At 55.1% G+C, this 26,934-nt stretch carries 29 protein-coding genes; 13 read left to right on the top strand and 16 right to left on the bottom strand.

The genetic code is table 11. The annotated features are described in order from the left end of the window. Positions 1-221 precede the first annotated feature (221 nt). Both QEH53_RS05560 and QEH53_RS05555 read left to right on the top strand, forming a co-directional pair. Positions 222-626: an MGMT family protein gene (locus tag QEH53_RS05560; protein ID WP_309022152.1), complete on the top strand. Its 405-nt coding sequence runs from the start codon at positions 222-224 to the stop codon at positions 624-626. A gap of 120 nt (positions 627-746) precedes the next feature. Beyond that, positions 747-1,685 (top strand): polysaccharide deacetylase family protein, encoded by a 939-nt coding sequence (locus tag QEH53_RS05555; RefSeq protein WP_309022151.1) that lies wholly within the window; start codon positions 747-749, stop codon positions 1,683-1,685. Between the two features lie 46 nt (positions 1,686-1,731). Here QEH53_RS05555 and QEH53_RS05550 read toward each other — a convergent pair whose 3' ends face one another. Beyond that, positions 1,732-3,087, bottom strand: a complete 1,356-nt coding sequence (locus tag QEH53_RS05550; protein ID WP_309022150.1) for a GDSL-type esterase/lipase family protein — start codon at positions 3,085-3,087, stop codon at positions 1,732-1,734. 125 nt (positions 3,088-3,212) lie between these two features. On the opposite strand from QEH53_RS05550, the gene QEH53_RS05545 reads away from it, so the two are divergent. Next, on the top strand, positions 3,213-4,142 hold the full coding sequence (locus QEH53_RS05545; RefSeq protein WP_309022149.1) for a paraquat-inducible protein A: 930 nt from the start codon (positions 3,213-3,215) through the stop codon (positions 4,140-4,142). Positions 4,143-4,165: 23 nt separating this feature from the next. Here the strand turns inward: QEH53_RS05545 and QEH53_RS05540 are convergent, their stop codons facing one another. Next, entirely contained in the window at positions 4,166-4,873 is a 708-nt protein-coding gene (locus QEH53_RS05540) for a hypothetical protein (protein ID WP_309022148.1), read from the bottom strand. A gap of 105 nt (positions 4,874-4,978) precedes the next feature. Here QEH53_RS05540 and QEH53_RS05535 point away from each other — a divergent pair, with 105 nt between their 5' ends. Genes QEH53_RS05535 through QEH53_RS05515 form a run of 5 tightly spaced genes read left to right on the top strand, consistent with a single transcriptional unit; the run spans position 4,979 to position 7,444 of the window. Continuing rightward, positions 4,979-5,320 (top strand): hypothetical protein, encoded by a 342-nt coding sequence (locus QEH53_RS05535; RefSeq protein WP_309022147.1) that lies wholly within the window; start codon positions 4,979-4,981, stop codon positions 5,318-5,320. Further along, positions 5,317-5,619, top strand: coding sequence for a hypothetical protein (locus tag QEH53_RS05530; RefSeq protein ID WP_309022146.1), 303 nt, complete (start codon positions 5,317-5,319; stop codon positions 5,617-5,619). The genes QEH53_RS05535 and QEH53_RS05530 overlap by 4 nt, the downstream gene beginning before the upstream one ends. Continuing rightward, positions 5,616-5,882 (top strand): hypothetical protein, encoded by a 267-nt coding sequence (locus QEH53_RS05525; protein ID WP_309022145.1) that lies wholly within the window; start codon positions 5,616-5,618, stop codon positions 5,880-5,882. Before QEH53_RS05530 ends, QEH53_RS05525 begins: the two co-directional genes overlap by 4 nt. 16 nt (positions 5,883-5,898) lie before the next feature. Then, on the top strand, positions 5,899-6,789 hold the full coding sequence (locus QEH53_RS05520) for a LysR family transcriptional regulator (RefSeq protein WP_309022144.1): 891 nt from the start codon (positions 5,899-5,901) through the stop codon (positions 6,787-6,789). A 13-nt stretch (positions 6,790-6,802) separates the two neighbouring features. Next, positions 6,803-7,444, top strand: a complete 642-nt coding sequence (locus QEH53_RS05515; protein ID WP_309022143.1) for a hypothetical protein — start codon at positions 6,803-6,805, stop codon at positions 7,442-7,444. Between the two features lie 75 nt (positions 7,445-7,519). Here the strand turns inward: QEH53_RS05515 and QEH53_RS05510 are convergent, their stop codons facing one another. Then, positions 7,520-8,041 (bottom strand): hypothetical protein, encoded by a 522-nt coding sequence (locus tag QEH53_RS05510; protein ID WP_309022142.1) that lies wholly within the window; start codon positions 8,039-8,041, stop codon positions 7,520-7,522. A 294-nt stretch (positions 8,042-8,335) separates the two neighbouring features. On the opposite strand from QEH53_RS05510, the gene QEH53_RS05505 reads away from it, so the two are divergent. Continuing rightward, complete coding sequence (locus QEH53_RS05505; RefSeq protein WP_309022141.1) at positions 8,336-9,586, top strand: glycoside hydrolase family 27 protein; 1,251 nt, start codon at positions 8,336-8,338, stop codon at positions 9,584-9,586. Positions 9,587-9,651: 65 nt separating this feature from the next. Next, positions 9,652-10,482 (top strand): AraC family transcriptional regulator, encoded by an 831-nt coding sequence (locus QEH53_RS05500; protein WP_309022140.1) that lies wholly within the window; start codon positions 9,652-9,654, stop codon positions 10,480-10,482. Positions 10,483-10,552: 70 nt separating this feature from the next. On the opposite strand, the gene QEH53_RS05495 is transcribed toward QEH53_RS05500, so the two are convergent. The 8 genes from QEH53_RS05495 to QEH53_RS05460 form a co-directional block, all read right to left on the bottom strand. Continuing rightward, on the bottom strand, positions 10,553-13,381 hold the full coding sequence (locus tag QEH53_RS05495) for a TonB-dependent receptor (protein ID WP_309022139.1): 2,829 nt from the start codon (positions 13,379-13,381) through the stop codon (positions 10,553-10,555). 196 nt (positions 13,382-13,577) lie between these two features. Continuing rightward, positions 13,578-14,621 (bottom strand): family 43 glycosylhydrolase, encoded by a 1,044-nt coding sequence (locus QEH53_RS05490; RefSeq protein ID WP_309022138.1) that lies wholly within the window; start codon positions 14,619-14,621, stop codon positions 13,578-13,580. Positions 14,622-14,632: 11 nt separating this feature from the next. After that, a complete protein-coding gene (locus tag QEH53_RS05485) occupies positions 14,633-15,577 on the bottom strand; it encodes a glycoside hydrolase family 43 protein (RefSeq protein WP_309022137.1) in 945 nt (314 codons plus the stop codon). 55 nt (positions 15,578-15,632) lie between these two features. Continuing rightward, positions 15,633-16,991: an MFS transporter gene (locus QEH53_RS05480; protein WP_309022136.1), complete on the bottom strand. Its 1,359-nt coding sequence runs from the start codon at positions 16,989-16,991 to the stop codon at positions 15,633-15,635. Between the two features lie 245 nt (positions 16,992-17,236). Continuing rightward, positions 17,237-19,414: a serine/threonine-protein kinase gene (locus QEH53_RS05475; RefSeq protein ID WP_309022135.1), complete on the bottom strand. Its 2,178-nt coding sequence runs from the start codon at positions 19,412-19,414 to the stop codon at positions 17,237-17,239. Then, positions 19,411-20,079, bottom strand: a complete 669-nt coding sequence (locus QEH53_RS05470) for a sigma-70 family RNA polymerase sigma factor (protein ID WP_309022134.1) — start codon at positions 20,077-20,079, stop codon at positions 19,411-19,413. Before QEH53_RS05470 ends, QEH53_RS05475 begins: the two co-directional genes overlap by 4 nt. A 191-nt stretch (positions 20,080-20,270) precedes the next feature. Continuing rightward, entirely contained in the window at positions 20,271-21,227 is a 957-nt protein-coding gene (locus QEH53_RS05465) for a glycoside hydrolase family 43 protein (protein ID WP_309022133.1), read from the bottom strand. 33 nt (positions 21,228-21,260) lie between these two features. After that, on the bottom strand, positions 21,261-22,226 hold the full coding sequence (locus tag QEH53_RS05460) for a glycoside hydrolase family 43 protein (RefSeq protein ID WP_309022132.1): 966 nt from the start codon (positions 22,224-22,226) through the stop codon (positions 21,261-21,263). 153 nt (positions 22,227-22,379) lie between these two features. Here QEH53_RS05460 and QEH53_RS05455 point away from each other — a divergent pair, with 153 nt between their 5' ends. Beyond that, complete coding sequence (locus tag QEH53_RS05455) at positions 22,380-23,213, top strand: ion transporter (RefSeq protein ID WP_309022131.1); 834 nt, start codon at positions 22,380-22,382, stop codon at positions 23,211-23,213. Positions 23,214-23,254: 41 nt separating this feature from the next. On the opposite strand, the gene QEH53_RS05450 is transcribed toward QEH53_RS05455, so the two are convergent. The 3 genes from QEH53_RS05450 to QEH53_RS05440 form a co-directional block, all read right to left on the bottom strand. Then, complete coding sequence (locus tag QEH53_RS05450; RefSeq protein ID WP_309022130.1) at positions 23,255-23,575, bottom strand: ArsR family transcriptional regulator; 321 nt, start codon at positions 23,573-23,575, stop codon at positions 23,255-23,257. Positions 23,576-23,767: 192 nt separating this feature from the next. Beyond that, the gene (locus QEH53_RS05445; RefSeq protein ID WP_309022129.1) at positions 23,768-24,112 is read right to left on the bottom strand and encodes a hypothetical protein; all 345 of its coding nucleotides are present in this window, start codon (positions 24,110-24,112) and stop codon (positions 23,768-23,770) included. 13 nt (positions 24,113-24,125) lie between these two features. Next, the gene (locus QEH53_RS05440) at positions 24,126-24,311 is read right to left on the bottom strand and encodes a hypothetical protein (RefSeq protein ID WP_309022128.1); all 186 of its coding nucleotides are present in this window, start codon (positions 24,309-24,311) and stop codon (positions 24,126-24,128) included. 208 nt (positions 24,312-24,519) lie between these two features. On the opposite strand from QEH53_RS05440, the gene QEH53_RS05435 reads away from it, so the two are divergent. Both QEH53_RS05435 and QEH53_RS05430 read left to right on the top strand, forming a co-directional pair. Then, positions 24,520-24,813 carry a hypothetical protein gene (locus QEH53_RS05435; RefSeq protein WP_309022127.1) on the top strand — a complete coding sequence of 98 codons (294 nt, stop codon included), beginning with the start codon at positions 24,520-24,522 and terminating at the stop codon, positions 24,811-24,813. Continuing rightward, entirely contained in the window at positions 24,762-25,070 is a 309-nt protein-coding gene (locus tag QEH53_RS05430) for a hypothetical protein (protein WP_309022126.1), read from the top strand. The genes QEH53_RS05435 and QEH53_RS05430 overlap by 52 nt, the downstream gene beginning before the upstream one ends. Positions 25,071-25,216: 146 nt before the next feature. Here the strand turns inward: QEH53_RS05430 and QEH53_RS05425 are convergent, their stop codons facing one another. Further along, positions 25,217-25,459, bottom strand: a complete 243-nt coding sequence (locus QEH53_RS05425) for a hypothetical protein (RefSeq protein ID WP_309022125.1) — start codon at positions 25,457-25,459, stop codon at positions 25,217-25,219. A 108-nt stretch (positions 25,460-25,567) separates the two neighbouring features. Next, positions 25,568-26,875, bottom strand: coding sequence for a DEAD/DEAH box helicase (locus QEH53_RS05420; RefSeq protein WP_309022124.1), 1,308 nt, complete (start codon positions 26,873-26,875; stop codon positions 25,568-25,570). Between the last annotated feature and the right edge of the window lie 59 nt (positions 26,876-26,934).

Raw genomic sequence — 26,934 nt, 5'->3', positions numbered from 1 at the left:
AGCGAGTTTATGCCGACATTGGGCTTGCGCGCAGCGTAGGACTATGGAACCGGCTATAATCATTTTTCACCCACAGATTTTCCGGAAGACCCAAACTTAAAACCAACAAAGCGTTATCCCAACACTAATTATCGCGATAGCGTTGGTTGCTTTTTATTATTCGCTTTTCTGGGGCTGGGCATCGCGGGTCGCCTTCACTAGGGTCGAAAACACAAACCTACATGGATGATCAAATCGAACAAATCCCAAAGACGATGGAGACGTTCTTCGGCACCGCTGGCAAAATGGTCAAACCGAGCGTGGAAACCGTTGACGCTTGGATTGGAAAAATCCCAAAAGGCCAGCTCTGCACGATAGACGAACTGAGGTGCAGCATAGCAGCCAGCTTCGCGGTAGAGAGAGCGTGCCCTGCGAGCACGACAAAGGCGCTCAAAATCCTTTCGAAGGAGAAGCCCGATTCACCTTATTGGAGAGTCGTTAAGAAGAAGGGTGAGCTGATATCGCAATTTGCCAATGGGATCGAAGGTCACGCCAAGAAACTAGAGGTAGAAGGGTTCGCAATCGACTACGCCAAAAAGAAGCCAGTGGTGAAAACCGATCCATCGCATTTCCATAAATTCACTTGAGCAACCCAAGCTGGACTCAACCACGCAACCCGGATCATATAGGTGACTCGGCTTTCGAGCGATTCACTCGGGTAGCGAAGGCCTCCCGCTAGTGCTTCCATTTTCTCCCCCATATATACCATGAAAAGACTTCCCCTGTTCATTCTCTTTTTCGTCGCCCTGCAAAGCTCCGCCCACGAGCACCTTACGATTCAGGAGCAACTCGGCTACCCGGCTGACGCGAAGCTGCTCATTATCCACGCCGACGACCTGGGAGTCGCCCACTCGCAAAACATGGCCAGCTTTCAAGCCATGGAGGAAGGCATCATCACTTCCGCCAGCGTCATGATGCCGACCCCTTGGGCTAAAGAGGCCGTGCTCTACGCCATCGAGAATCCTGAGGCCGACATCGGCGTGCACATCACCCTCACAGCCGAGTGGGACACCTATCGTTGGGGTCCCATGCTCGGAGCGGATACCACCCCTTCCCTCGTCGACGAGCACGGCCACTTTCACGCGAGCGTGGCGGCATTCGCGCAAAACGCGAAACTGGAGGAAGTGGAAGCGGAGGTCCGGGCCCAGATCGAAGCCGCACGAGAAGCTGGCATCGAGTTCACCCACCTCGACGGCCACATGGGCAGCATGCTCGCCACCGACGAAATCGCCCAGCTCTACTTTCGCTTGGGCAAAGAGTACGGAGTGCCCGTGCGACTGCACCAGCACCACGGCCAAGACTCCGAAAACGCAGAACTCCGCGAGGCGGTCGTGCAGATGCCTGGCAAGGCAACCAGTATGCATGGGGCGAGCCCGAGCGACTTTCCGGACGGCATGGCCGAGAGCTACAACGACTACCTGCGTCAACTGCAGCCGGGACTCAACCTCCTGGTGCTCCACCTAGGATTCGACGACGCCGAGATGCAAGCCATCACCGTGAACCATCCGCTATGGGGATCCCAGTGGCGCCAAGCTGACTTCGACTGGTCTATGAGCGAGGAAGCCAAAGCCATCGTCGAAGAGGAAGGCATCATCCTCGTCGACTGGCGCCTTGTGAAGGAAAAGCTTTTCGACAAAGCCCACTAGGATTCTCCAGACACCTTACCGCGTGGGCCGCAAGGTGGTGCTCCCCCTACAGCTCTTTGATCCGGACGTAGCGATACTCCATTTGTCCGCGATCGCCCTCGATCCCGATTGATCCTGTATCCGGTACTTCCATACTCTCCTCGAGTACCTCGCCGTTGCACACGCAATGAGCCACTCCCTCGCGAACCGTGATAACGAGTTCGTTCCATTCTTGCGGCTTGTAGCCCTCTAGATCGCGATACGGACCGGCGAGGGTATAGTCGCGGCACTGCAGCTGTGGCCCACGCACGTAAACTCCGCTATCGGCGAAAGGGGACGCCCGAAATTCCATTTTCAGGATGAAGTCATCGGGAAACTGTCGAGTCGTATGCAACTTCTGGATCGAGCGATAGTCTGCTGGGATACGCGCTACGAGCCTACCGTTGATAGCGGCAAAACGCCCGTCTGGCGTTTCCTTAAGGCCGTCGAAAGACTGCGGGGTCGTGACAATCGGCCATTCCGCAGCGCCCGTGGGATCGCCAAGCCTCCAATTCTTGGCTGCGTCGATGTCAGCCTGAGGAGTCACCTCATATCCCCATCCCGTCAGGTCGTATCCATTGAAGAGATACTCAAACCCGTCTTCCAGAACGAAACCTTGCTCGACTGGGAGTAGCTCCAAGTTCTCCAATATGGGTCTCAAAGCCGCCGCCCATTTCGCGTAGCCCGACTCGTTCAGGTGCAGCAAATCGGGAAAAAGGGCTGGGATCGCATTCCCATTGCCATCGTCAAACAGCTCGAAGGTGTCGAGCACGAGCACCTGCTCGTTCCCCTTCACCAAATCACGGTAGAGCTCATTGATCTTTTGGATCTCCTCTGTGGGGCGGTTCTTGGATTGGTGGCTGGGAAACACTTCGCAGAGCACGACGGGGATTTCTGGATTGTGGGCGGAGATCGCTTCCAAAATCAGTTCGAGATTACCCGCGATCATCTCTGGGGGCATTTCTTCGCTCAAGTCGTTCGTGCCGATCAGCAGCACAATTCCCGCCGGGTCCAAATCCAGCACATCTTCCTGCAGACGTATTAATACACCGCGACTGGTATCGCCACCGATCCCGCGATTGGCCACCTTCATTCCCGGAAAAGCGGCTCCTAGCGAACCACCCCAACCTTCACTGATCGAGTCACCCAAGAAGACCACCGCCCCCTGATCCGCCTCCACGGTTTTCGCCCAAGCGGAACGGCGGCTCGTCCAGCGCTCTTGAAACCACTCATGACGCCGAATCACGCCCTCTCCTGGCAACCCCTCGTCCGTCGCCGGAATCATAAAGTCGCGCTGTTCATCCGCGGCGGCAGTGAACGCGAAGATAAGGGAGCAAAAGACAAAAGTTAACCATCGGGAGCAACAGGGTAGATATTTGATCATTTTCCGAAAATGATAGCCCAATCCACCGAAGCAATCTCTACATTAGTAATTCAAAAGAACGGTCACATCCCAACTTGCCTGTAGGACGCCACCTCAAGTATCAATTCGGTCAGTCACGAACCTTCATGCCAACCTTTTCCAATCCCTTCGCGAAGCATGCGCTGCCTGCGATTTTGCTCAGCCTTTCACTTGTATGCAATGTCGCCGCCCTAGTGTACCCATTCATGAAGCTTCGCAAAGGACTAGACAACGAACTCTACACCCTCATGCATTCGGTCAGTCTGCTTTGGAGCAAAGGCCTTTACGTCCTCAGCTTGCTCGTAGTGGGGTTTTCCATACTCTTCCCCTTCGCTAAACTTTGCATTCTCTTCTGGGTAATCTCGACAAAGAGCAATCACCCGATACGACAAAAACTGCTCAAACGCGTAGAACACCTCGGCAAGTGGTCCATGTTGGACGTGTTCCTCATTTCCATAATACTCTCCCTCGCTTCGAAACAATTCTTCGTCGGAGCCAAACCGCAAATCGGGCTCACCTTCTTCATCGTCGCCATCCTAATAAGCATGCTTACCGGCGAACTGATATCGGCCCGCATTCACGGAAAAACCGCTCCCTCATTTCGCTCGCAAACAAGCCAAGGTGGCCTGATACTCTTACTCTCCGGCATCACCTTGATCGCCGCTCTCAGCTTCCCTTTCCTCCGAATCGAGGACTGGCTGCTTAAAAACCGTGAATACAGCATCCTGTCCTTGGTGCCCGCTCTGTGGATACAGGGGGCGTGGGTCAGTTCCGTGCTCTGCGCCCTCTTTCTCGTCGCAGCCCCCGTCCTAGTCTTCGCTGCCCAGTGCTATTCGTGGCGAACGCGCAGCCACCCCAGTTGGATCGCCCGCGCTAAACGTTGGAGCATGCTAGACGTTTTTGGCCTCGCCCTCGTCGTTTTCGCCATCGAGAGCGATCACCTGATGAAAACCGAGATCCACTGGGGCACCCTTTTCCTCGGCACGACCCTGCTGCTGCAAACTGCTTTTTCCCGCGTTCTGCAAAAGGCCTTATAGGCCCCACAAGCTCAATCGTCGACTCAAGGCGAGGGGTAGCGGATCGAAATCGACTTCGTCCCTGCGGCCAACAATCGATCGCCGGCTGGGTCCAAGATATAACGGATCTCGTAGGTCCGGTCCGAGCGGCGTTCTTCGGCGAGGTCCTCTGGCTCGCCCTTCTCGTAGCTGTAGACCAATGCCATCTCGTCCTCGTCCTTCTCAATCTTGTAGGGAGCGCCGAACGTCTCTAGCAACTGCTCGTAGGTAGCCGCTTCCAAGACCTCATCAAAGCTCTGCTCCGTCTGGGCTGCCACCGACTTCTTGAGTTTTAATACGCGAGAGTCGCCCAGGGCCTTCATAGTCGCTAGAATCAAGTCCGGCGGAAAACAGGCTAGGTACTGATCTGGGATGAGAACCGAAACCAGTAAGCCCTCCTCAAATCGCAGCTCTGTCCAGACGTGGTGCTCCGGTTCAGGTTCCTTTTCCGCAGGTAGGCGCTTTCGCATCTCCACCTCCCACACTTCGCCATCCTCTGTCGTTTCGCTGCGCAACGGAACGACTCCCAACCGCTCAAGGTCGTCATCTCGCAGGGTCGGATCCAAAAAACCGATTTCCATCCCCGCTGCATTCCTCTCGACCGCGAAATAGCGTTCCACTTCTTTGAGCTGCGACTTCACGTCCAACAATCGGAAGTAAACGCAACCGGGCAAAAACAGCAGCAAAGTCCCTAGGATTGCAAAGCGCAGCAAATAGGACGTTTGGGCTTTCCCCGTAGTAGGCGAACAGGCTACTGGGCTAGAAATTAATTTCCTCACAGCCCCCTCCGACCTTCGTTTGCTCTCACCGTTTCAAAGATGTCGAAAATTTGCGCCGCCTTTACGAATTCCCTCGAGCGGCGGGCCTTCAGCAATCCCGAACCCCTCCATCGGAAAGCCCGTCTACCCAGACAGCGCAACCTGCGGCATAATCCAGAAATGCAACAACGCGACCCAAGAAAACAACCGCTCTGGAACACGCTTCTCAACCAGCTCAAAAGCATTCATAACGCCTTGCCAAACGTCTCTCCCTTCCTCGAAAAGAAGCCGTCTGCCGGCCTCAAGCTTTTCATTCACGGCAATATAGTCACCATCAACACCGGTCGCCGCAATACAGTTCCTATATCGCAACACGCAAAACCATCCATTGCCAATCAATGAAACTGACAAAGCTGCTGCCTGTCCTGTTCGTAGTCTTCCTCTCCAACTCGCTATCCGTTGGGGCCAGCACTATTGAAGAAACTCTCTATTCGCAGCAAACCGTTCGTGTATACAAGTTGCTGATACAGCTTCCATCAACCTACGATCGCGAGGAAGGCAAAAATCACCCGACGGTCTACCTGACAGATGCCCAATGGGACTTCAATCTCGTGTCCAGCATAGGGGACTCTACGCGCTCTACGCGCTCTACCAAAAGCCTGGACTCTTTAATGGCCACATTTGCAATTCTCCTGCCGTGACCTGGGACGACAATTTCATCTCTCAGCTCAGCAGCAACGCTCACGTTTTCACGATGCCCCTTCGCCTATCAGTCACCTACGGCGAACTCGAAAAGTCGGAGCAACGCGAAGCCGTTAGCGCCTTCCAGAAGATGCGAGCCGAAACCCGCGCCTCCCAGCTCGCCCTCCAGCAATGGAGCAGCCCGCAATCAGGGCACGCCAGTTGCGGGATCTCGGGATGGACACGAGGACTTGCCTGGACGCTAGCCACGCCAAACATTTAGAATCCCTTCTCAATTCATGGAACTCTACCAACTCAGATCATTCGTAGCCGTCGCCGAGGAAGGGACGCTTGCCCGCGCCGCCATGCGGCTCTTCTCCAGCCAACCCTCCGTCAGCGCTCATATCAAAGCACTCGAGGACGAGCTTGGCATCGCCCTCTTCGACCGAAGCTCCCGGGGCATGCAGATCACTCCTGACGGTGAAGCCATGCTCACCCGGGCCTATGCCATCCTGAGGGAAACGACGGCCCTCAACAATCTTGCTCGCGACCTGCAGTCCAGCCCATCTGGCAAACTCACCATCGGCGTCAATACCGGCTCCGGCGAACTCCCTCTCGAAACCATCGCCGCGGAACTCTACCAAAGCTGCCCTAAGCTGCAACTTGAGTTTCTTCACAGCTCGTCTGGGTATATTAAAAAAGGGGTTCTCGAAGGCGACATCGACATTGGCTTCTACGAGGGTGAAATCGACTCGCCCAAGATAATCAGTTCTTCCTTCCAGGAGAATTCAATTCTTGTGATAGCGTCTCCAGAATTCAAGGACGCCCTGCAAACCACGGATTGGCGCGACCTGCAAAAGCTGCCTTGGGTTTTCAAAACTCCGGACTGCAGTTACTACCAGCTCATGGATCGCATCGTCAAAGCCCACGATCTCGACATCGAACGACGCTACACCATTGACGAAGAAGGCACTTGCCTGCGCTTCGTAAGAAACGGGGCCGCCCTTTCGCTAATCGGCGAATCCCTCGTGCGAGACGAAATTTCCCGCGGCGAAATCGTCGCTTGGGACGGCTTCAAGTGTCAACTTCCCCACAGTCTCATATGCCTCGGTTCCCGCTACCACGAGCGAGCCATCCAAGCATGTTTCGATGCCTGCTCAAAATCTCTTAAACTCTCAAAACCTCAGTAACGCCAAAAGACTCATGAAAAAAATCCACGAACTCGCCCGCCACAAAGCGCCCGCCGACCTGCCGCAATCCCTCGCTTGGGACGGCGAAAGTCTCTGGCTCGGATCCCTCGCCAACAAACGTATCTACCAGATCGATACGAGCGACTGGTCTGTAAAATATGAGGTCGGTGCCCCTGGCACTCCCTTTGGCATGGCATACATCGGCGAGGAAATTCGCGTTCTATGCGGAGAAACGGAAGAAGACTTCCGTAACATCCGCCGCCTCATGCCCGGACATGGCTTCGACACCGTATTCAAGCTGCCCTGTCCTGACGACACTGGATCCCAGCTCGGTTGGGACGGTGAAGCCCTACATGTCAGCCAATGGTATAACCAACAGATCCTCGCGCTGTCACCCAACGGCGGAGTGACCAAAACCTACGACTCCCCGCGTGGAATATGCGGGCAAGTCATCGTGGGCGATTGTATCTACATCGCCAATACGTCGGAGGAGGAGAAGGGCGACTACTTCCTCGGTCGCATCGATCGAAATAGCGGTGCCTACGAGGATCTCGCCCTTATCCCATTTCCCGCCAGAGCTCTCGCCCATGACGGATCTCACTTCTACTCAAATCATCGAGCCGGCGGCGACACGGTCAAATTCACGATTGAGTAATGCCTCACCGGCGGCCACGCTTGTTGCGCGACGCCAACAATCTGAAACGCGCCTACAGCATAGCCCCTGTAGTATTCATAGATTGGCGACAGAGGATTCCGGTTCGGCCTCTTCACTTCCGTAATCGACAACCAAGTTGCGAGCAAACCCGTCGAGAGTCGTTTGATCAAATCCATAGACCGTTCCGAGAATCGAGTCCAAGCGGGCAAGGTAGGACGACAAGAGTTCATCATCCTCCCATGTCGCAATATTGCGAAACGTCGCCTTGTTGACCGAAACCTCTACTCGATAGGAGGTGCTGCCATCTTTTTCCGGGACCGTCATCTCATCGACGACGTGCGAGAGTGGAATCACTCCACGGCCGCCCCATAGTCCTTTGACCTTAACGACGTACATTTGTGCTGGGCCGCCGGGACCGCCCCGAGCCACGCCGACGATGTCGCCCAAGTGCGTGTAGCCACCTGAGCCAACCACCTTGGCTCCGATCATCGATTCAGGGTCGCTCCGACCCATTTCGGCTGCTAGCCCGTTAGCCGTTAACAAACCCAGAGCTACCAAGAGCCCCGAGATTCCTTTGATCCATTTACTTGCCTTCATAATTTTACCTCTTGCTCGATCCATGCTTAGGGCGTGCCACCGCTCTCTACAAAAATCGGCACCCACCCTTATGCCCCATATACCAAGACCTTCCCGAGGTACGATATTTCCGGCCTACGGGTAAGGCCCATCAGACCCTCCCGATTCCCTTGCAAAATGCAATCTGCTCCCGTCCTATCCTGTAATCTGCACAAAGGGTGAGCCTAGATGTGCATTATGTGATATTTCGTGCTACTTCGTTTGACTCCCGCTGGAGACTGCATGGCAGTTAAGGCAAAACCCTGATTAATAGATATGCAAAACACGCTCGAACTAATGCTAGCTGGCCAAGCTTCCCGGCTGCGCTCAACCCTTCTCGGATTCGCAGCAGCCGCGGCTCTGGTCGCCACCGCGACCGCTCAGAAATTCGAAGGCCTGGCCCTCAGCCCGCCCATGGGCTGGAACTCGTGGAATACCTTCGAATCCAACATCAACGAGCAGCTGGTCATCGATACTGCCGAGGAGATGAAGGCCAACGGGATGCTCGACGCTGGCTACGAGTACATCGTCATTGACGACACCTGGGCTTTGCGCGAACGCGACGCCGACGGCAACCTCGTCCCCGATCCGGAAAAGTTTCCCAGCGGCATGAAAGCCCTAGCCGACAAACTTCACGCCATGGGCTTCAAGTTCGGCATCTACGGCGACGCCGGCAAAACGACTTGTGCCGGCTACCCCGGCAGCCAAGGCCACGAGTACCAGGACGCCCGCACCTTCGCCTCTTGGGGCATCGACTATCTCAAGTACGACTGGTGTGCCACCGGCACCCGCGACGCCAAGGAAGCCTACACCACTATGCGCGACGCCCTCTACGCCGCCGGCCGCCCAATCGTTTTCTCCATCTGCGAATGGGGAGACAACGACCCATGGCTATGGGCCCAGGACATCGGCCACCTTTGGAGAATCTCCGGCGACATCTACGACTGCTGGGACTGCGAATTCAAGTGGTCACGCGGCTTCAAGGCCATCCTCGACGGCTACCATGAATCCAAGCCTTCCAGCTCAGGACGCGATGGCCTCGGCCAGTATGCCGGACCCGGCGGCTGGAACGACGCCGACATGCTAGAAGTCGGCAACCCCGGCCTAACCCTCGCTGAATCGCGCTCCCACTTCACCCTCTGGGCCATGATTTCTTCGCCTCTCATGGCGGGCAACGACATGCGGGTAGTCACTCCTGAGATCGTCGATATCCTCACTAACAAGGACATTATCGCCCTCAACCAAGACCCTGACGGCGTCGCTGGCTGGCGCATCTTCACTGCCCCTGAAAAGTATGAGATCTGGGTCAAGCCACTGCACGATGGCGACTGGGCCGTGACCGTGTTAAACACCTCCGAAACAGCCGAGGAGGTAAAGGTCGAGTGGGAACGCATGGAGCAGACCTTCCCCGACGAGTACACTATTCGCGATCTCTGGGCGGACAAAGACCTCGGCGACACCCACAAGCCGCTCGAAGTAAGTATCCCCAGCCACGACGTGCTCACCGTCCGCCTCAGCAAGAAGTAGAGTTGGAGCTCGCTCCAACGCGGAACCTGGGTTCCGGAACCCGGAACCCAAAAGAGTAGCCAAGTGTGCAAATTTTGATACGTCTTCCTCGTATGCGGGAAGACGTTTTTGCGAGGATAGACGGAGGCGCAGACGAGACGCGGTATGATACGAGCTACTACTGGGACAACTCCAAACGCTCCGAATCCAACCGCATTAACCTGCAGCGTACCGTCTCCGGCGAGGGATTCTTCGAAAACGAGACCGGACGCCACCCCCTCCCCAAGGGCTCGCTAATCGCTTTTACCCAAAGGGAGAACTCCCGCTACGGCTACCCCGCCACAGCGAGCGAGCCCTACAGCCTACGCTACCTCTCCATCGACCCCAGCACGACTTCCACCCCTCTCTTCAATCGCATCCGTTGCGATTTCGGTGCCGTGTTATCAATGCCCGATGGGTCGGAGTCGTGCGCACTGTTCGACGAGACTTTTAAACGATTCCAGGCCCGTACCTTCCTCGACCGCTACCACGAGTCGGAGCTTGTCACCCGCCTGCTCACTGCGATCTACCGCCAGCAAGTCAACGATACTCAACATAGCGACCCTGTGGAATATGGCTACCACCTACTACACAATCGCTACAACAGTCCCATCACCCTGAAGGAAATTGCCGCGGCCTGCGGCATCACCCGTGAACACTTCATTCGCGCCTTCGCGAAGCGCTACAAGAGGCCGCCCGGAGTCGTCCTGCGACAGCTTCGGCTCGATCACGCTCGAAGCCTGCTCGAAACCACCCAATTCACCCTACAACACATCGCAGGGGCAAGCGGGTTTTCATCCGCCAACGTGTTCTGCCGTGCCTTCCGCCAAGCCCACGGTACGACGCCGTCGAAACACCGCGAAGCGGCGGCCTCGTAGCGTCTGAGCACAAAAAAGGCAGGACGCCCCCCCGAGCATCCTGCCACATTTCGTATCGATCAATTACAAACTAGAATGAGTAGCGAGCGCCGACCGAGAAGGAGCGGCTGATTAACCAATTTCCAAAGTTATGAGTATCTGGATACTCGTAATAGCTATGGAATTCTTCGCCGGTAATATTAGTCGCGTCAAAGGTGAGTACGAGACCCTCGGAGACATTGTAAGAGAATTGGAAGTCCAAGCTCTGTTGTGCAGTGTTGTAGACACCGAGCGGGTTGGCGAACTGACGCGCTTCATAGTTATTGAGGAAGTCATCTCTCCAAACGTAAGACAAGCGAGAGCTGAATCGTTCCTTCTCGTAAGCGAGAACAACACTGTATGAGGAATCGGATACAGCGAAGAAGGGAGTAGTATCCGTTCCTACGATCTCACCTGCATCATTCGTGATAGGGATATCTTGAATTGAATCCAGGGTTGTATAACTAGCTTGAATACCGAGTCCTTCCGCCCAATCCGGGAGATTCTCAGGGAACCAAACCAATCCAAACTCCATACCGTCCAACTCGCCATCGGAAGCGTTGTCTGGTTGCGAGAGGATGTAGTCGTAGCCTTCAAAGGTGACACGGTTGACAAAGTCAATTACGAGACCATCGATCTTGCGCTTGAAAGCGGTGGCGTAGACCATATTCGCTCCCTTGTCGCCGAAGTAACGCTCAAGCGAAAGGTCGTAATTCTTCGACTCAGTCGGAGCGAGGTTCGGGTTACCACCAGAAGCCGTTCCATAACCGATGTTTGTCACGTCTTCAACGTAGGTTATATTTGGATTCAAAGAACCGAACCCTGGGTATCGAACGGTTTCGCCATAGCTCGCACGCAAGCGGAGGTCGGGGGTGAAGTCGTAAAGGACGACGACGCTCGGGAGCAATGAATCCCCACTAGTCGAGTCGCTCGAAGAGATGAAGTCTAGGTCACGATCAACCTCAACGTAGCGCAAGCCGACTTGGCCACTTAAAGCCTGGTCTCCGAAATCAACCATGAAGTCAGTCTGAACGTAAGCAGACACGGTCTTCTCTTCGATCTCGAAGTTCTTATCTATCGAAAATTCCGAGGAAGTTGGGTAGCCGTAGAGGCCCCGGACCGTGTCTCGCTCAGCGCTGAGGTAGTCAGCATTGATAACCATAGCAGAGGAAGGTATATCGGTACGCCCGTCGTAGTATCCAGAATTTATATACTGAAGTTCTGGATAGTTCGCCAAGGGCTGGTTCAGGTCGGAAACCGGGCCACGGTAATCTGATTCGGAAGCTCCACGCGTATCGTAGCGAACCCCGAAAGCGATGTTCTCGAAGAAGCCGTCGTTAAGCTCATAAACACCATCGACCTTGAATTCAGTCGCGTCACCTTCGTCGCGGTCAGCGTTGTCGAAGAACGGGCCGATGTTCCAGTTCTCAGCAACGGTAAGGTCGCTTTCGTCAACCGCCGTGTTCGGATCGTCGCCAAAGCTGAAGGCTGGAACACCACCACCCGCGTTGAAGTCGACGGTAATGCTAGGAGGAACGCGGTTCGTTTGGATCGCGAGGAAGTCTACAGAAAACTCGCTCTTCTGATAAGAGAGGTCAGCAGTGAGGGAGAGATTGCTTCCCACATCCCACTCCCCGGAGATGGCGTAGAGGTAGCTGTCGGTTTTCTGCTCAGTGCGGTCGCCACTCATGAAGCTGAACGGGTTTCCAACGGTACGCTCCTTGATGATGTTCGTGCCAGGGATCAATTCGAAGTCACCAGGATTACCCCACCAGTCTGCGAGGGAGAACATGAGGTTGTTGTTAAAGCTCTCGCGGTAACCGTTGTAGAATGCTTCGAAGGTGTAGGTCGAGTTGTCGTCCGGGGCGAACTGCAGGGATAGGTTCGCTGCAGGGCGCTCGCGCTTTCCGTAGAAGTCAGCCGAGAAGACCGCATCACGCGTCAGGTAGTAGGGCACTTCCTGAGTCGCGCCGCCGCCCACTGGCGTCAAAGGCAATGTCGCGCCTTCGTTGAACGGCAAGCCTGCTTCAAGTCCTGGCTGCCAGAGTGGGTTTTCAACTGCAGATGGATGCGTGGTGAAAAAGCGCTCGAGCGGAGCAAAGGTAAAGTCCGCAGGAGGGTTCTCCGTCGCGAAAGGTACCATCGCTCCAGCGGTGATGCTCTTGTCCGTCCAGTTTGATTCAGCGAAGGACACGTTGAACAACGCCCCAAACTTGCCGCCATCAGTATCCCAAACATTGGAAAAAAGGGCGCTTAGATTCGGGTCAAATTCGTCAGAGAGCTCGGAATAAATTCCGCGAGCTGCCAACACTGTCTTTCGGCCGTCAAAGTTGAAGGGGCGCTGTGTGCGTACGTCGATGACGCCCGCGATGCCATGTTCGATTTGGGAGGCGGAACGTGTCTTGTAGACATTGACTCGGTTCACCAAGGAGGCGGGAATGTCCGCCAGCGCTACTGAGCGGCCAGACGAGGTGAAAATGTTACGGCCGTTGACAGTCGTCGTTACGTCGTTGAGACCACGGATGGTTACCGTATTGACCTCACCGCGAGCCCGGCCGGTCGTTTGGACACCTGCAACGCGTTGCAAGGCTTCAACGACGTTGTTATCTGGGAACTTACCGATGTCCTCAGCAACCAACGCGTCGATCATCTGGCGGTTATTCTTCTTGATTTCAACGCCAGCCGCTAGACTGTCTCGAATACTGTTTTCGACAGTGAAAGCTTCCAGTTCGAATACTCTCTCATCGTCTTCTTGAGCGGAGGCCTGTGTGGCTCCACCCGAAATCGCCATTAGCATGGCGACGGAAAGACCGAGGGATTTCTTGCTCTTGGCAGAAAAACATGGGGTCTTCTCTTCTAGGTTACTAATCTTCGGGGTCATTTTAATAGTGGTAGTTTTTGGTGTAGCTGACTTAGTTGATATAAAACTAAAAGGGCATCAGCAGAGGAACTCCTCGTAAGCCCATGCGCGTTTTCCGAATTAGACCCGCCAAAATAATTTAACCTTTAATCAGAATTCGAATGAACGTCTGATTTTTACTATAGCGAATCGTCGGTACGTTTTTCTGCAATTGGATCTATTCGAGCTCTGGCCAACCGTCCTCGGTCCAGCTGAGCGGCTCGACTAGGAGCTTAGGAAGTCCTTTTTCCGTTTCGCCGTCGTATCCATGGAAGACCGCATACTCCTGTCCGTCGATCTCCGACACGCCATTGTGGCCAAGCCCATGCCATCGCTCGTTGCCTTCCTTTAATAGTGTACCACCACCTTCGAGCATCGATTGCCCGTCTCGGTCTAGATAGGGGCCTTCGATCTTCTTCGATCGACCATAGACCATCTTGTAAGTACTGTCCTTTCCACGACAGCAGTAGTCGACTGACGCGAACAGATAATAGTAATCGCCTTTCCGATAGATGAACGGTCCTTCGATCGCGTCATTCCCTTTTTGCAAAACGGGAGCTTCGCCCGGAGCTGGGACCTCGAGAGTCATACGCCGACTGGCTATAGCGATAGGCGCAGCACTCTCTTCCACGCGATCCAGACTTTCGTTTAGAGGAGCAAGCTTCAATCCGCTCCAAAACGAGCCAAAAGCGAGGAAGGGCTGGCCTCCTTCGTCGAAGACAAGATTCGGATCGATCGCGTTCCAATCTTGTAAACCAGGCTCAGATCGAACCACCACCCCATGATCTTTCCACTCGAAATCGGGATTCGATGGATCGAGCGTTACGTTGCTGGCCATTCCAATACAAGAGTCGTTCGATCCAAAAGTGGATACAGAGTAATAGAGCAGATACCTTCCATCGTGATAGCTGATATCCGGCGCCCACATGTGGCCCCTGAATCCCGGAACCACCTTCATAGCCCAATCGGGCGTCGCATCAAATACAGGATCCAACATCGTCCAATTGTCCATGTCACTCGAGCTCCAAACCGACACTCCTGGTCCCGTCGTGAAAAGGTAGTAAGTGTCCGCCTCCTTAATGAGAACTGGGTCATGGGCAACGACATCCTCTCGCGGCACATCCACCGTATCCTGCACCTTGGCAGGCTCAGCTCCAAACGCTATTAGGTTGAAGCTAAATAGGTTAAGTAAACTTAAAGTCGCACGTATCATTCTCTGCATCTCCATACGTTTTAGTTTCTCGGGGTATCAAAAACGGGCATGCCATCTTCACCCCAGAGCAGTTTCTTCAGAAAGGTATGTCGATTAGGGTCCCACAGTGGATCCCCTTCTATTTCGGTGTATTCTCTCGCGTGATACACAAGCATATCATCGCTCCCGTCCTCGGACACTGTGAAGCTGTTGTGCCCCGGACCAAAATGCTTGAACTCTGGGCGCGATCCGAGCACCGGCTCCTTGCTCTTGGTCCAGCTGCTCGCGTCAAGAAGATCGCTCCCATCGTCTGCGTAGAGAAGCCCCATAGCGTAGTTCTCATCCGTCGCGCTCGCTGAGTAAGACAAGAATATCTTCCCTCTTCGCTTCAAGATCGATGGACCTTCGTTTACCCAAAATCCGCGTGTTTCCCAATCAAACTCAGGAATGCTCAGACGCACAGGATCAGTCGCCAAGGTTAGCGGTGTATCCATCTTCGCGATGTAAAGATTAGAGTTCCCCTGGATCCCTGTTTCTTTTTGAGCCCAAATGTAATAGAGGTCGCTGCCGTGCTCGAACACGGTCGCGTCGAGGCAAAAGGTATCAATCCCTGTATCGACCTGCACTGGCGACGACCAATCGCCTTCGAGCGGATTCGCCGCATCCGATTGAATAGCGTACATTCGGTGCTGAAATAAATCGTATTTTATTTCTCGAGACGGCGCTGCTGCAAAATAGATATACCAGGCGCCGCGAACATAGTGAATCTCAGGAGCCCAGATCAGGTCCGAATAAGGACCTTCGTCCGGCTTTGTCCAAACCGTCACGCGCTCTGCATTCGCTAACCCCGCGATGGTCTTGGAACGACGGAGCTCCAAACGGTCGTACTCGGGAACCGATGCTGAGAAATAGTAATATCCGTCAGTCGCCTTCAAGATGTGCGGATCCGCTCTTTGCGGTATTAAAGGAGTAGGTTGTCTATCCATGTTTCAAATTTCGCGCTATTGGTATCTGTTGGCACAGCTCGTCCTGAGGAGCTCCCTAAGCACCCTCTTCCGCTGGCTTTAAAATTCCGCTTTCGTCCACCATATCGTGGTAATATTTATCGGTGATCTTATATTTGAACATCATGACACCGAGCAGTGCATGGAAAGCTCCGGGAATAACCGTCAGCATCAGAGCGATACCATTTAAAGTGTAAGCTGATTGCTGGACGTCTTTCTCGTAGTTGAAATAGCTGAGCAACAGACCGCCTACCAATCCGGCCAGACCGCCGCCGGCTTTTTGGCAAAAGGATATACCTCCAAAAGCGAGTCCGGAAACGCGCTCGCCGCTCTTGACCTGACCGTAATCAACCGCTTCCGCAATCGCGGACCAGAAAACTGGTGCGTGCAAATCGACCACAAAACAAAGCAGGATATAGAGACCGAAAGCCAGGACCACGTCGTTTGGCGTGACGAAGAAATACAGGGCCAAACTGATCACTCCGGTCAAAATCTGAGACCACCGAAAAAGCGCGATCTTGCAATAGCGTTTGGTAATCCAGGTCGAAGCGACCATCGATAGGATCGACGCTGCAATACCAGAACTCGTAAAGGCCGAGATGATTACCTCATCGCCGTTTAGGAAATATTTGGCGTAGTACATCGCCACGCTACCGCGAATCGCGTATCCAAGAGTTCCTACGATACAGGCTCCCGCGAGCACCAGCCACTGGTCGTTGCGCCAGAGCAGAGCGAGTTGGCGCCCGATCGGCTGGCGGTCCACCACATACTCGACCCGTTCGCGTGTAGTGAAAAAACAAAACAGGAGCAGCAGGACACCCACTCCTGACATCAACCCCATCGCCAACTGGTATCCCTTGCCGAGGTCATCTCCGCCCCACGCTTTTGCGAGCAAGGGCACCGAGGCTACGATCACCACATTGGCAATCTTAGCGAAAAACATGCGGTATCCATTAGCTGACAAACGCTCCTGCGGATCGGACGTCAAAACGCCGATGTAGGAGATATATGGAATCGCAACTCCCGTGAACATGAGGGTCGCAAACAAGTAAGTTGCATAAGCCCAAACCAGCTTGGCTGCATAGTCCCAGTCCGGTGTCGTAAAGAGCAAGACCATGGCCACGCCGTATGGCACCGCCAAATACAGGAAGTAGGGGCGAAAACGCCCCATCCGCGTCGTCACCTTATCGGTGAGCAGTCCCATCATCGGGTCCGTAAAGGCATCTACGAGACGTGCCACCATGAACAGGATTCCCATATCGATCGGGTCCAGTCCGAAGATGTCCGTGTAGAAAAAGGACATGAAGAAGAACAGGGCCGCGACCATGACATTGATCGACATGTCGCCGGCGCCGAAGCCAACTTTTTCTAATACTGTGAGCTTCTTCGTTTTCATAGGGCGAAATCAGAAGCCTCTGGGGAAGAAAAAAACTGAGATGAGGGCATAGTAGACGGGGTTTGAATCGATACGCCCGGTCACTTGCGAAATACGCAGGCCAAACCGAACTACCCCTAAATGCGCCCTACTAAAACAGAACCCGCCAAAAAACTCCATCCGCAGCCAGGAGCTCTGGCCAGAGACCCCGGGAAATGGAACCTGGAACGCAGACGCGGGCTAAAGCACCGCGCTACCTCCTGGCCCTACTCGATTCCGAGCAGGCGCGAAGCTTCCCGCTTGATCACACGAGCAAATGCCCAGTCGAACCAGAAGCCCTGTACTGGATTCCCTAAGTCTATATTTGTCACGAACTTACTTTCGACGAGCCGAGCCGCGTCGCGATAGGCCTCCTGGGCGTCATCCGTGCGCCCCATCTGGTAGGACGCCATCGCTAGCACAAAACCGGCAGCTGCGTCGCGCGGGGCGTTGGGCGCCCCATAGGTGAAGCAGCGCTTCGCATAGGCTGCCGCATCGGCGTAGTTGGCCTGACGGTACTCGAATAGCGCGTGCGACATGGATCGCCAAGCAGCTTGAAAATTGTCGCCCGACGTTTCAGCTGCGTGGATCGACTTCTTGGACGCCTCCGCAAACGGTTCCAGTCGACGTAGCATCTCCCCGTTGGCGGATACCAGCAAGCTGATCTTCACGATCCGGTCCGCAAACGGCAGCTCACCTCCCGAAAAACGTTCCACCGCTTGACGCCGGAAACGGTCGTATTCATCCAAGTCCCCCAACTCCATGAGCACCGGCCCGAGCTCCAAATAATCGAGAGTGGAAACGTCCGCGCCCTCGAGCTGGTTCACCCTCAACAAAGTCTTGAACCGCTCCGCAGCCAAACGCCAACGTCCATTGATCGCGTGCCACTCGCCCAACGCTCGAAAAACAGCAGCGCCCTCCATCGTAGCCTCGTTCAACTCCACCCCGCCCAACAATACATCAGCTTCCGCGTACTCCTCTTTGCTCACCAGCATCGCCGCCTCCGTCAACAGGCCACGGAATTCCGCCTCTTGCCGCAAGCGGGCCTGCTGCTGTTCCGCCGCTTCCGCCCGCTGGCGGGCCTCGCGCTCCCGCAAGAGAAGCCACGTCGACATGCCGAGTCCGAAAATCAAAGTCAGGGCCACCGCAGTGGACGCGAGCACCATGGTTCGGTTGCGCTTCACCATTTTGCGATAGCGATAGAAAAAGCCGGGGGTATGCGCCACGACGGGCTCGTCCGAGAGGTAGCGTTTCAACTCTGTGGCAAAAGCATCCGCCGTCTCGTAGCGTCGGCGCCTATCCTTCGACATGGCCTTCATAACGATACAGTCCAAGTCTCCCTTCAGCCGAGAAATCAAGCCCTTCGGCGTCTTATTGAGAGATGTAGCGATCGTATCCACTTCTTCAGCACTCAAGTTCGCGATGCGTGCGGAGGGCAGAGGAGGATCCTCCTTCCCCACGATACGACGCAGGTCGGCGATACCCACATTTGCCAAACGTTCCTTGTCGAACGGGGGCTTGTCGGTGAGCAGCTCGTAAAGCAGGACTCCGAGGCTGTATACGTCGCTCCTTGTATCCACATCTAAACCACCGAGCTGAACCTGCTCCGGACTCATGTAAGACGGCGTGCCGAGCACCTGCTTGTCCGGCCCAGAAAACAGCATCATTTCACTGAACCCGGCCTCGGTAGCCCGAGCGATGCCAAAGTCAATAACTCGCGGTACCGGCCCTCCATCGTGTTCGCTTACGATTATATTGGACGGCTTGATATCACCGTGGATGATGCCCTTCTGGTGGGCGTGCTGGATCGCATGGCACACCTGCATGAAAAGCTTGAGGCGGTCGATGATTCCCAGTTTGTGGGCTCGACAATAGTCGGTCAGCGCTTCGCCGCGAACATGCTCCATAACGAAGTACGGAGAGCCTCCTGCAGTCTCTCCAGCGTCGAAAACGCGGGCGATGTTCGGATGGTCCATCATGGCCAAAGCCTGACGCTCCGCTTCGAAACGCGATATCACACGCTCGGTTTCCATGCCCAAGCGGATGATCTTCAGAGCGACCGCGCGGCGCACGGGCTCTTCCTGCTCCGCTAGATAGACAACTCCACAGCCCCCATCTCCGAGTCGCTGCAAGAGTCGATAGCGACCGATACGAACTCCCACTTCCTCCTCTTCATCGGGATCGCGCCGCAGCTTTTCCGCCACCTCTTCAGAATTAATGGCGCGAGCGCTTTCTGCGAAAAAGTCATCCACCTCTTCCGTGGTTTCGAGCATCGAACTCAAGCGCCGCAACATTCCTGCATCGTCCCCGCACTCCGTCTCCAAAAAAGAGCTACGCTGGGCAGGATCGCTCAAGGAACGGGCCGCATCAAAAATCTCTTCTTCGCGGGCGGTATCGGAACTCATAAGGGCTGGTTTTGCTGCTGCTTGATGGTATCGAGAAGCCACGACTTTGCGAAGGCCCACCGCCGCTCGACGGTTCGTTCGCTGATACGCAACATGTCCGCCACCTCCGCATTGGTGTGGCTCATGAAAAACTTCAGCATCACCACGCGTGCCTGCTCAGGATCCTTTTGCTTCAGTTTCTCCAGAGCCTCATCGATCATGAGCACCTTCTCTTCGGGTGTCGCTGTCGCGACATCGATGGTGGATAAGTCGACCCTAACCATGTCGCCGCCACGCTTGAGACGGGCTTTGCGTCGAGCGCTTTCGATAAGGATGCGGCGCATGGCTTCCGCAGCTGCTCCAAAGAAATGAGCCCGACTTTCCCAACGTATTCCCCCTTTACCGACCACACGCAGCCAAGCTTCATGCACAAGGGCCGTCGGCTGCAACGTGTGAGCCGAGGACTCCCGCGCCATCCGCACCCCCGCGTGCTGGCGCAGCTCGTCGTAAACCAGAGGCAACAGCTCTTCCGAAGCTCGCTCGTCTCCCGCTTCAATAGCCTGTAGGCAGACCGTTAAGTCCGCCATGCTGGTACCCGACCAATGGGATTTGTCGGGCTGGCTCGGTTCGGCAGTCATATCTTCAGGGCAATTCTCGGTGTAACTGGGAACGCCAATTCTATCCATTAAATGGGGCAAGATAGAAATAGGCTCCTCGAGTCTTCCCTCCACGCTAGACGCCTTTCTCGCGATATCAAACATTTGCAGCGTTCTCCATCCACAGTACCAATCTTACACGTCCACATGGACCCAATCCATCACCTTCCCACCATGATCGAGGGCCTGAAGACGGTGAACGTGAGAACGAGCTTTCTCCCTCAATCAATCCGAGGCACGCTGGTCTCGGTGCGAACCACCTTTTTTATCAAGCCGTCGTCGTCGTACTCGAGCTTGTCCACGCATAACGAACGCCGATAAACGCCACCGCCAGGCAAACCAGCATTGTGGTAGACGAAGTACCAATTGCCCTTGAACTCGACGATTCCCTGATGGTTCGTCTCGGACTTAGGCAGCAAGTCGTTGATCACGCCCCGATATGTCCAAGGCCCCGTAACGCTGTCGCTGGTCGAGTACTCGGTGGTTGACGGATAGTGAGAGGCGTAGGTCAGGTAGTAGAGATCGTCCCGCTTGTGGATAAAAGGCGCTTCGAAGAAGTTGTGCGCCTCCAAGGTATGAACCTCTCCCTCCAGCTCTAGCATGTTGTCCTGTAGATTCACCCAGCGGCCCGCATTCCAGGATCCCCAATACAAGTAAGCCTGGCCGTCGTCATCCACGTAAACCGCCGGATCGATATTGAGCACCACAGAGTTAGGCGTCTCGTCCGTAATCAAAGGTCCGCCGATCGCATCGCGAAACGGCCCGGTCGGGCTGTCGCTAACCGCTACGCCGATCGAAAAGCCCTCATGCACACGGATGTCCTTGTGGCGAATCGAGACATACCAATAAAACTTGCCGTCTCGCTCGGTCGTGTGGCTCGCGAAGGCGTCTCCTTGCGCCCACGCGAAATCGTCTACCGATAGCAACGGACCGTGTTTCTCGTAGTCCACCATGTTTGTAGTGGAAAAAGCATACCAGTCGTGCATCTTGAAGAACCGATCTGTCTCGTTCTGGATGTCGTGTCCCGTGTAAATATAGAGAGTATCGTCGTGTACCAGCGGCGCCGGGTCTGCCGTGAACATATCGGTCACGATCGGGTTCCCTCGGTGCTGGGCAGGCTCCGCCAAGGAAGCCGCGCACAAGCAGAGGCTCAAAGATAGAGAGAATGTAGATTTCACTTTAGAGGTCATTGTTATCAAATATTGAATACGCTATTTTGAAATGGTCTCATCCGCGGACGACACCCCATCCAAAGTCGGTACTACAAATTGCAGTGTCCCATCTTCGTTGTAGCGTAGTTCTTCTATGCATACGGAACGGCGAAAGCTTCCACCTGTGAGCAAGCCACCATTATGATAGATGAAGTAATCGCGCCCCTTAAATTCAATGACCGACTGGTGGTTGGTGTTGCAGTTACCCGCTAAGCCTTTGAGGAGACCTTGATACTCCCACGGGCCAGTGATGCTCTTCGAGGTCGCGTACGCCGTTCGCTCTGGAAAGCCCCAAGCGTAGGTCAAGTAATAGAGCTCCCCCTTCTTGTGGATCCAAGGAGCTTCGGTGAAACGCGGCAGCTCGATCTGGTGAATCTCACCGTCGAGTTCGATCATGTTATCCTTCAGCTTCGCCCAGTACAGGTTCGTATTTCCCCAAAAAAGGTAAGCTTGGCCGTCGTCGTCGATATAGGCCGCCGGATCGATGTCATCCCACGTCACGACTCGCCCCTCGGGGTTCGTTGGATCGGGCGTCATATCACTGGAAATGAGCGGTCCTCCCAACGGGTCGAAAAAAGGTCCCGTCGGGCTGTCGGCAGAAGCCACCCCCACTGCGAAGCCGAGTCCTTCGCCCCGCCAAACGGAGACATACCAGAAAAACTTGCCATCCCGCTCGATGGTGTGAGCCGCCCAAGCGTTAGCTTTCGCCCATGGAAAGTCTTCGAGCGACAGGAGCGAGCCCTCGGGCTTCCAATTGACCATGTCGGTCGAGGAAAAGCAGAGCCAATCATCCATCACGTAGCCCGGCCGGTCGGGCAAAGCCTCGTCGTGTCCAGTGTACAAATACACCGTATCGCCCGACACCATAGCAGCCGGATCTGCAGTAAAAACGTCCGTTATGATTGGGTTTTCAGCCCACAGAGAGCCAACGGCCGCGTACGCGGCGAACAGGGTAAGGGTCTTCATACCCCATTATATGCGCCCCCTCTCGCCGGAACCCGCCAAACTTCTCGCCCAAGAATTTCTGCCTCGCCCCATTCGATCGATGCAAACTTGGTTACTCATTGACTTACACGAATTATTCTTCGCATTTCTTTCTTCGTTTTACAAACCACAAAAATGAGCGAAACCGACTTGATCAAACTCCTCGCCCGCAAGGGAGTCTCTCCCTGGCGGGCCCAAATAGCTCGATGGATAGAATCTCCGCGTATCCAATGGACCACCACATCGGTCATACTTTTCAATGCAATCTTAATGGGCATGGAAACCAGCCCATACCTAATGTCCAGTTTTGGGAGCACCCTGAAACTGTTGGACAAGATTTGCCTTGCCTACTTTGTGGCGGAAATTGTCACCAAGCTTAGCGTCTACCGTCTCAGCTTTTGGAGAAACGGATGGAATTGCTTCGATTTCGCCGTCGTCGCCATCGCCCTCACCCCAGGGGCAGGCATATGGGGCGTGCTTCGTTCGCTGCGCGTCCTCCGCGTGCTGCGACTCCTCACCGTGATTCCCCAGCTTCGAAAGGTGGTCGCAGCCTTCATGCACGCCATACCGGGACTGGCCGGCGTGATCGCGCTCATGAGCATCTTCTACTACACCTTCGGGGTACTCGTAACGACACTCTTCGCGGAGGCTTTCCCAGATTGGTTCGGCTCTCTAGGGAAGAGTTTCTACACCTTGTTCCAAATCATGACCCTCGAGAGTTGGTCCATGGGAATCGTCCGCCCCGTCATGGAAACCTTTCCATGGGCATGGGCAATCTTCATCCCCTTCATCGTGGTCGCCACCTTCACGATTCTAAATCTCTTCATCGGCATCATCGTATCCACCATGCAAGAACTCGCATCCCTCGCGGAGCCGCACGATAAAGAGAACGCCACGCTCCTGGAGACACTAAGCCGCATGGAGCGCGACCTCGCTGCGTTAAAGTCCCAGCTCAGCCAACGAAACTGAGGCTCCCGGCCGGGAGGGGGGTGGCAATCAGCTCGCAGCGGTCAATCTTTATGCACGAAATCCAACAAGTCCCCCACTGAGCGGTGGGACTCGATGGCGTGGCGAAGCTTCACTCGACGGTTGATCTTGTAGCGGTTGCAACGCCCTTCCTTGAAACGGGTGATCATGCCGCCCGCTTCCAGATCAGCTACGATCTTCTGCACCGCCCGCTCCGTTATTCCCACTTCGAGGGCCACGTCGCGCAAGACCTTTCCACCTTCCTTATCTAAACTGAGCAGGACATGAGCATGATTAGAAAACAGCGTCCAATGAGATTGTTCCTTGGCAGGCACCACTGCCACTTTCTTAGTTTGAATAGCCATATGCATCAGAGCCGTCGTTTACGGAGCGGACTATCCGCCCTAGATTTCATGTAGTGGGATTCGTATACTTCTATTCGCATTTTGCAAACCCTAGTTTCCCTCGCCACCACTGCGGTAGAACCGCAATCAAAAAACGGAAAAGCTGCCGTCCCAGACAAACCGGAGACGACAGCCACTTCCTCTTCTATTTAGCTAAATCTTATTCTTCGCTCGCAAAGCCCTAGCCCGACAGCGCAACTGGCGCCCAGCGACCTCGAGCGTTTCGGATATGACTGCCGAAAGACGCTGTCCGCGCTTGACCACGATCTTATCGTATCCTGGCAGCACCAAGCGAGCCGTGGTAGCGTATTCGGCCACTGCTTTGCCCGTTTCATTGCGCCGAATGCTGAGCCTCAAGCCCTGCAGCTGGTTGTGACGACGAAACAATGCCCCCGCCTTCTCTACCAAAGTGTTGCGATAGCCGGCATGCAGACGCATGTCTACCGTCTCGATGTGGAGGGGAGCCTGCGATCCCGAGCTGACTGATCGTGTGCTCATCTCCGCTACTCCCTCAGTTGAACAAGCCAAAGCGAGCGCCACTGGGGCGGGTCGCGATATCGGTTAAACGGCCGCCATCGGTCTTCCAGACCCGTTTGGCAAACCCCGACGACGAAGCGCGCTTCTCACGCTTTGGACGCTCTTGGGGCGCTGGACTGACGATCCCCTCGATTGTGTTATCCAATGTGCTAGTTCTCATGCTTGTGTGTGTCTTTCCGTTTCTGTTATACGTTTTTTTATACACGAATATTTTTTCGCATCATAAATTGACAGTCAAGACAGAAACAGGTTTTCCACGTATTTCTTTTCGTGTTTTCTTATTCGCACTTAATCACAAACCCAACCCAATCATGTATCGCTGCAACAAACTGTTCGTTAACCATCCGGGAATTCAAGAACACCGACGCATGAACGATCTCATCATCATCATCCCCGTTATCCTGCCCATGCTCGGCGCGATACTCGGTTTACTAGCGACCAAACGAAGCCTGATGCGAACGGCAATCGGCATCGGTACCAGCGCCCTCACGCTCGCGTTCTCCCTGCAATTACTTTTCACGGTCAATGCCGAATCGTACCTCAGCCTCGAACTCGGGAGCTGGCAAGCCCCTTCGGTATCTCTTTCATCGCAGATTGGCTGGCAGCGATCATGGCCGCCTTCTCAGCGCTGGCGGGCCTCGCCATCGGTGTCTACTCCATAGACGACCTCAAAAACGGCGAACGAAGCCTGTGGTTCTATCCGCTCATGCTCTTCTTGGCGGGCGTAGTCAACGGAGCTTTCCTTACTGCTGACCTATTCAACCTCTATGTCTGGTTCGAGGTCATGCTCATCGCGTCCTTCGCTCTCATGACTGTCGGTGGAAAGAAGGCCCAGTTCGAAGGCGGCTTCAAATACGTGGCTATCAACCTCGTCGCATCTGCCCTCTTTCTCGCCGACCTGGGACTTCTGTATGGATAACTGGATACAATCAATATGGCGGATGTCGCCCTCAAACTGTCGCTCATCGAAAACGGAGCTACGATCAACAGCTCCGCCGTTCTCTTTCTCGTGGCTTTCTCCATAAAGGCGGGGCTCTTTCCCTTCTTCTTCTGATTGCCTGCATCCTACCACACCCCGCCGATCGCCATTTCCGCCCCCTGTCCGGCTTCTGGGCGAAGTTTGCCCTCGTCAAAGCGGCACTCCTCGAGGCCTTGGTATGGCCTCACCAGCAACCCCGCCGCGTCGAGGACCTGATTCCCTTGCTTTGAAAACGGTGGCCGCAAGCAATCGCACCAAACGCCTCCCGCATCCCAAAGCGTAAAATCAAGGTCGAACACTACTAACTTGAACGCACTAACAGGTTTCACAGCCGGTACCTCAAGGGTCTCGACACTAAAACGCGACCCGAAAGCGAGATGCTGTGAGGCGATTTGGAAAGCCCAAGCTTCGCCCAAGACAGCAGAGCATCTTGGCGACTAATCCCCTTTCGACTTCCTCAAAGCCCGTGCCCACGGACTGGATACATCCTTCACGCCTCCCGAGCCGCGACCCTTTCCAGCGGCTAGCTTGCGGAGCTTGTCTTTCTTGTTGGGTCGTTTGCCTTTCACCGGGACTTTGCCCTTGTTGGGATCCTCTGGATTCCAGTTCTCCGGCTCGAAACCTTCGAGACGCTCACGCAGGATCGGGTCTATCTTGTTCTTCTTCTCGATCTGGCGAAAGTGCCCATCCATGTCGTCGGTAATGAAACTGACTGCGACACCTTCTCCTCCGGCTCGACCCGTACGCCCGATCCGGTGCACGTAGTCAGCAGCCGCCCGCGGCAGGTCGTAGTTGACCACACAGGGGAGCCCAGCGATGTCGATGCCCCGCGCGGCTACATCTGTGGCCATCAGCACCCGGACCTTGTTCTGCTTGAAACGCTCCAGCGAACGCTGCCGCTTATCCTGCGACATGTCACCGTGCAATGCTAAAGCCTTGATCCCGTTTTTCGTGAGCTTCACCGTCACATTGTCCGCCCGCCTCTTAGAGCCGACAAATACTAGAACTCTCTCCCAGCCTTCCACTTCCAGCAAATGGCGTAACAGCCCAGTGCGCCTGTTTCCATCCACCTCGATTGCTCGCTGCTGAATGCTTTGCACTGGCTGGGAAGCTGCCTCGAGCTGGATCTTCTCCGGATCGTTAAGCAACGAATCCGCCAACGAAACCACATGCTGCGGGAAGGTCGCTGAAAAGAGCAAATTCTGCCGCTTCGCCGGCAGTGTCTTGATAATCGCATTCAGTTCGTCAGCGAAGCCCAACGCCAAGAGGCGATCCGCTTCGTCCAACACCAGCAGCTCCACCTCGTCGAGCTCCACCGAACGCTGTTCCACCAAGTCGATCAACCGCCCCGGGGTCGCCACCACCACATCCACTCCCGCGTGGGCCGCTTTCATCTGGGCGTCGTAACCAACTCCGCCAAACGCAACCAGCACGCGAATCGGGACTGGAGAGCCCTCCGCATAGCGCTCTAGCGCCGCTCCCACCTGCACCGCCAACTCGCGCGTTGGAACCAGAATCAAATGCCGGGGCTTCCTGGCCTGCTCGCCTGAGAGCGACACCTTCTGCGCGATAGGCAGTGAAAACGCTGCCGTCTTGCCCGATCCGGTCTGGGCCGCTGCTAGAAGATCTTTACCAGCCAAGATTACCGGAATGGACGCTGCCTGTATCGGAGTCGGCTCGGCGTATCCAAGCGTCTCGAGGGAGCGAAGCAAAAAGTCTGACAAATCAAGCGAGGCGAATGACATAGCCGACCATTCCTGCGCCCAAAACCGGGCCAAGGCAAGCCCCGCACGATCCTACCTCC

Origin of the sequence: Pelagicoccus sp. SDUM812002 (assembly GCF_031127835.1) — a bacterium.
GTDB lineage: Bacteria > Verrucomicrobiota > Verrucomicrobiia > Opitutales > Opitutaceae > Pelagicoccus.
This window is presented reverse-complemented; position numbering and strand designations above follow the sequence as displayed.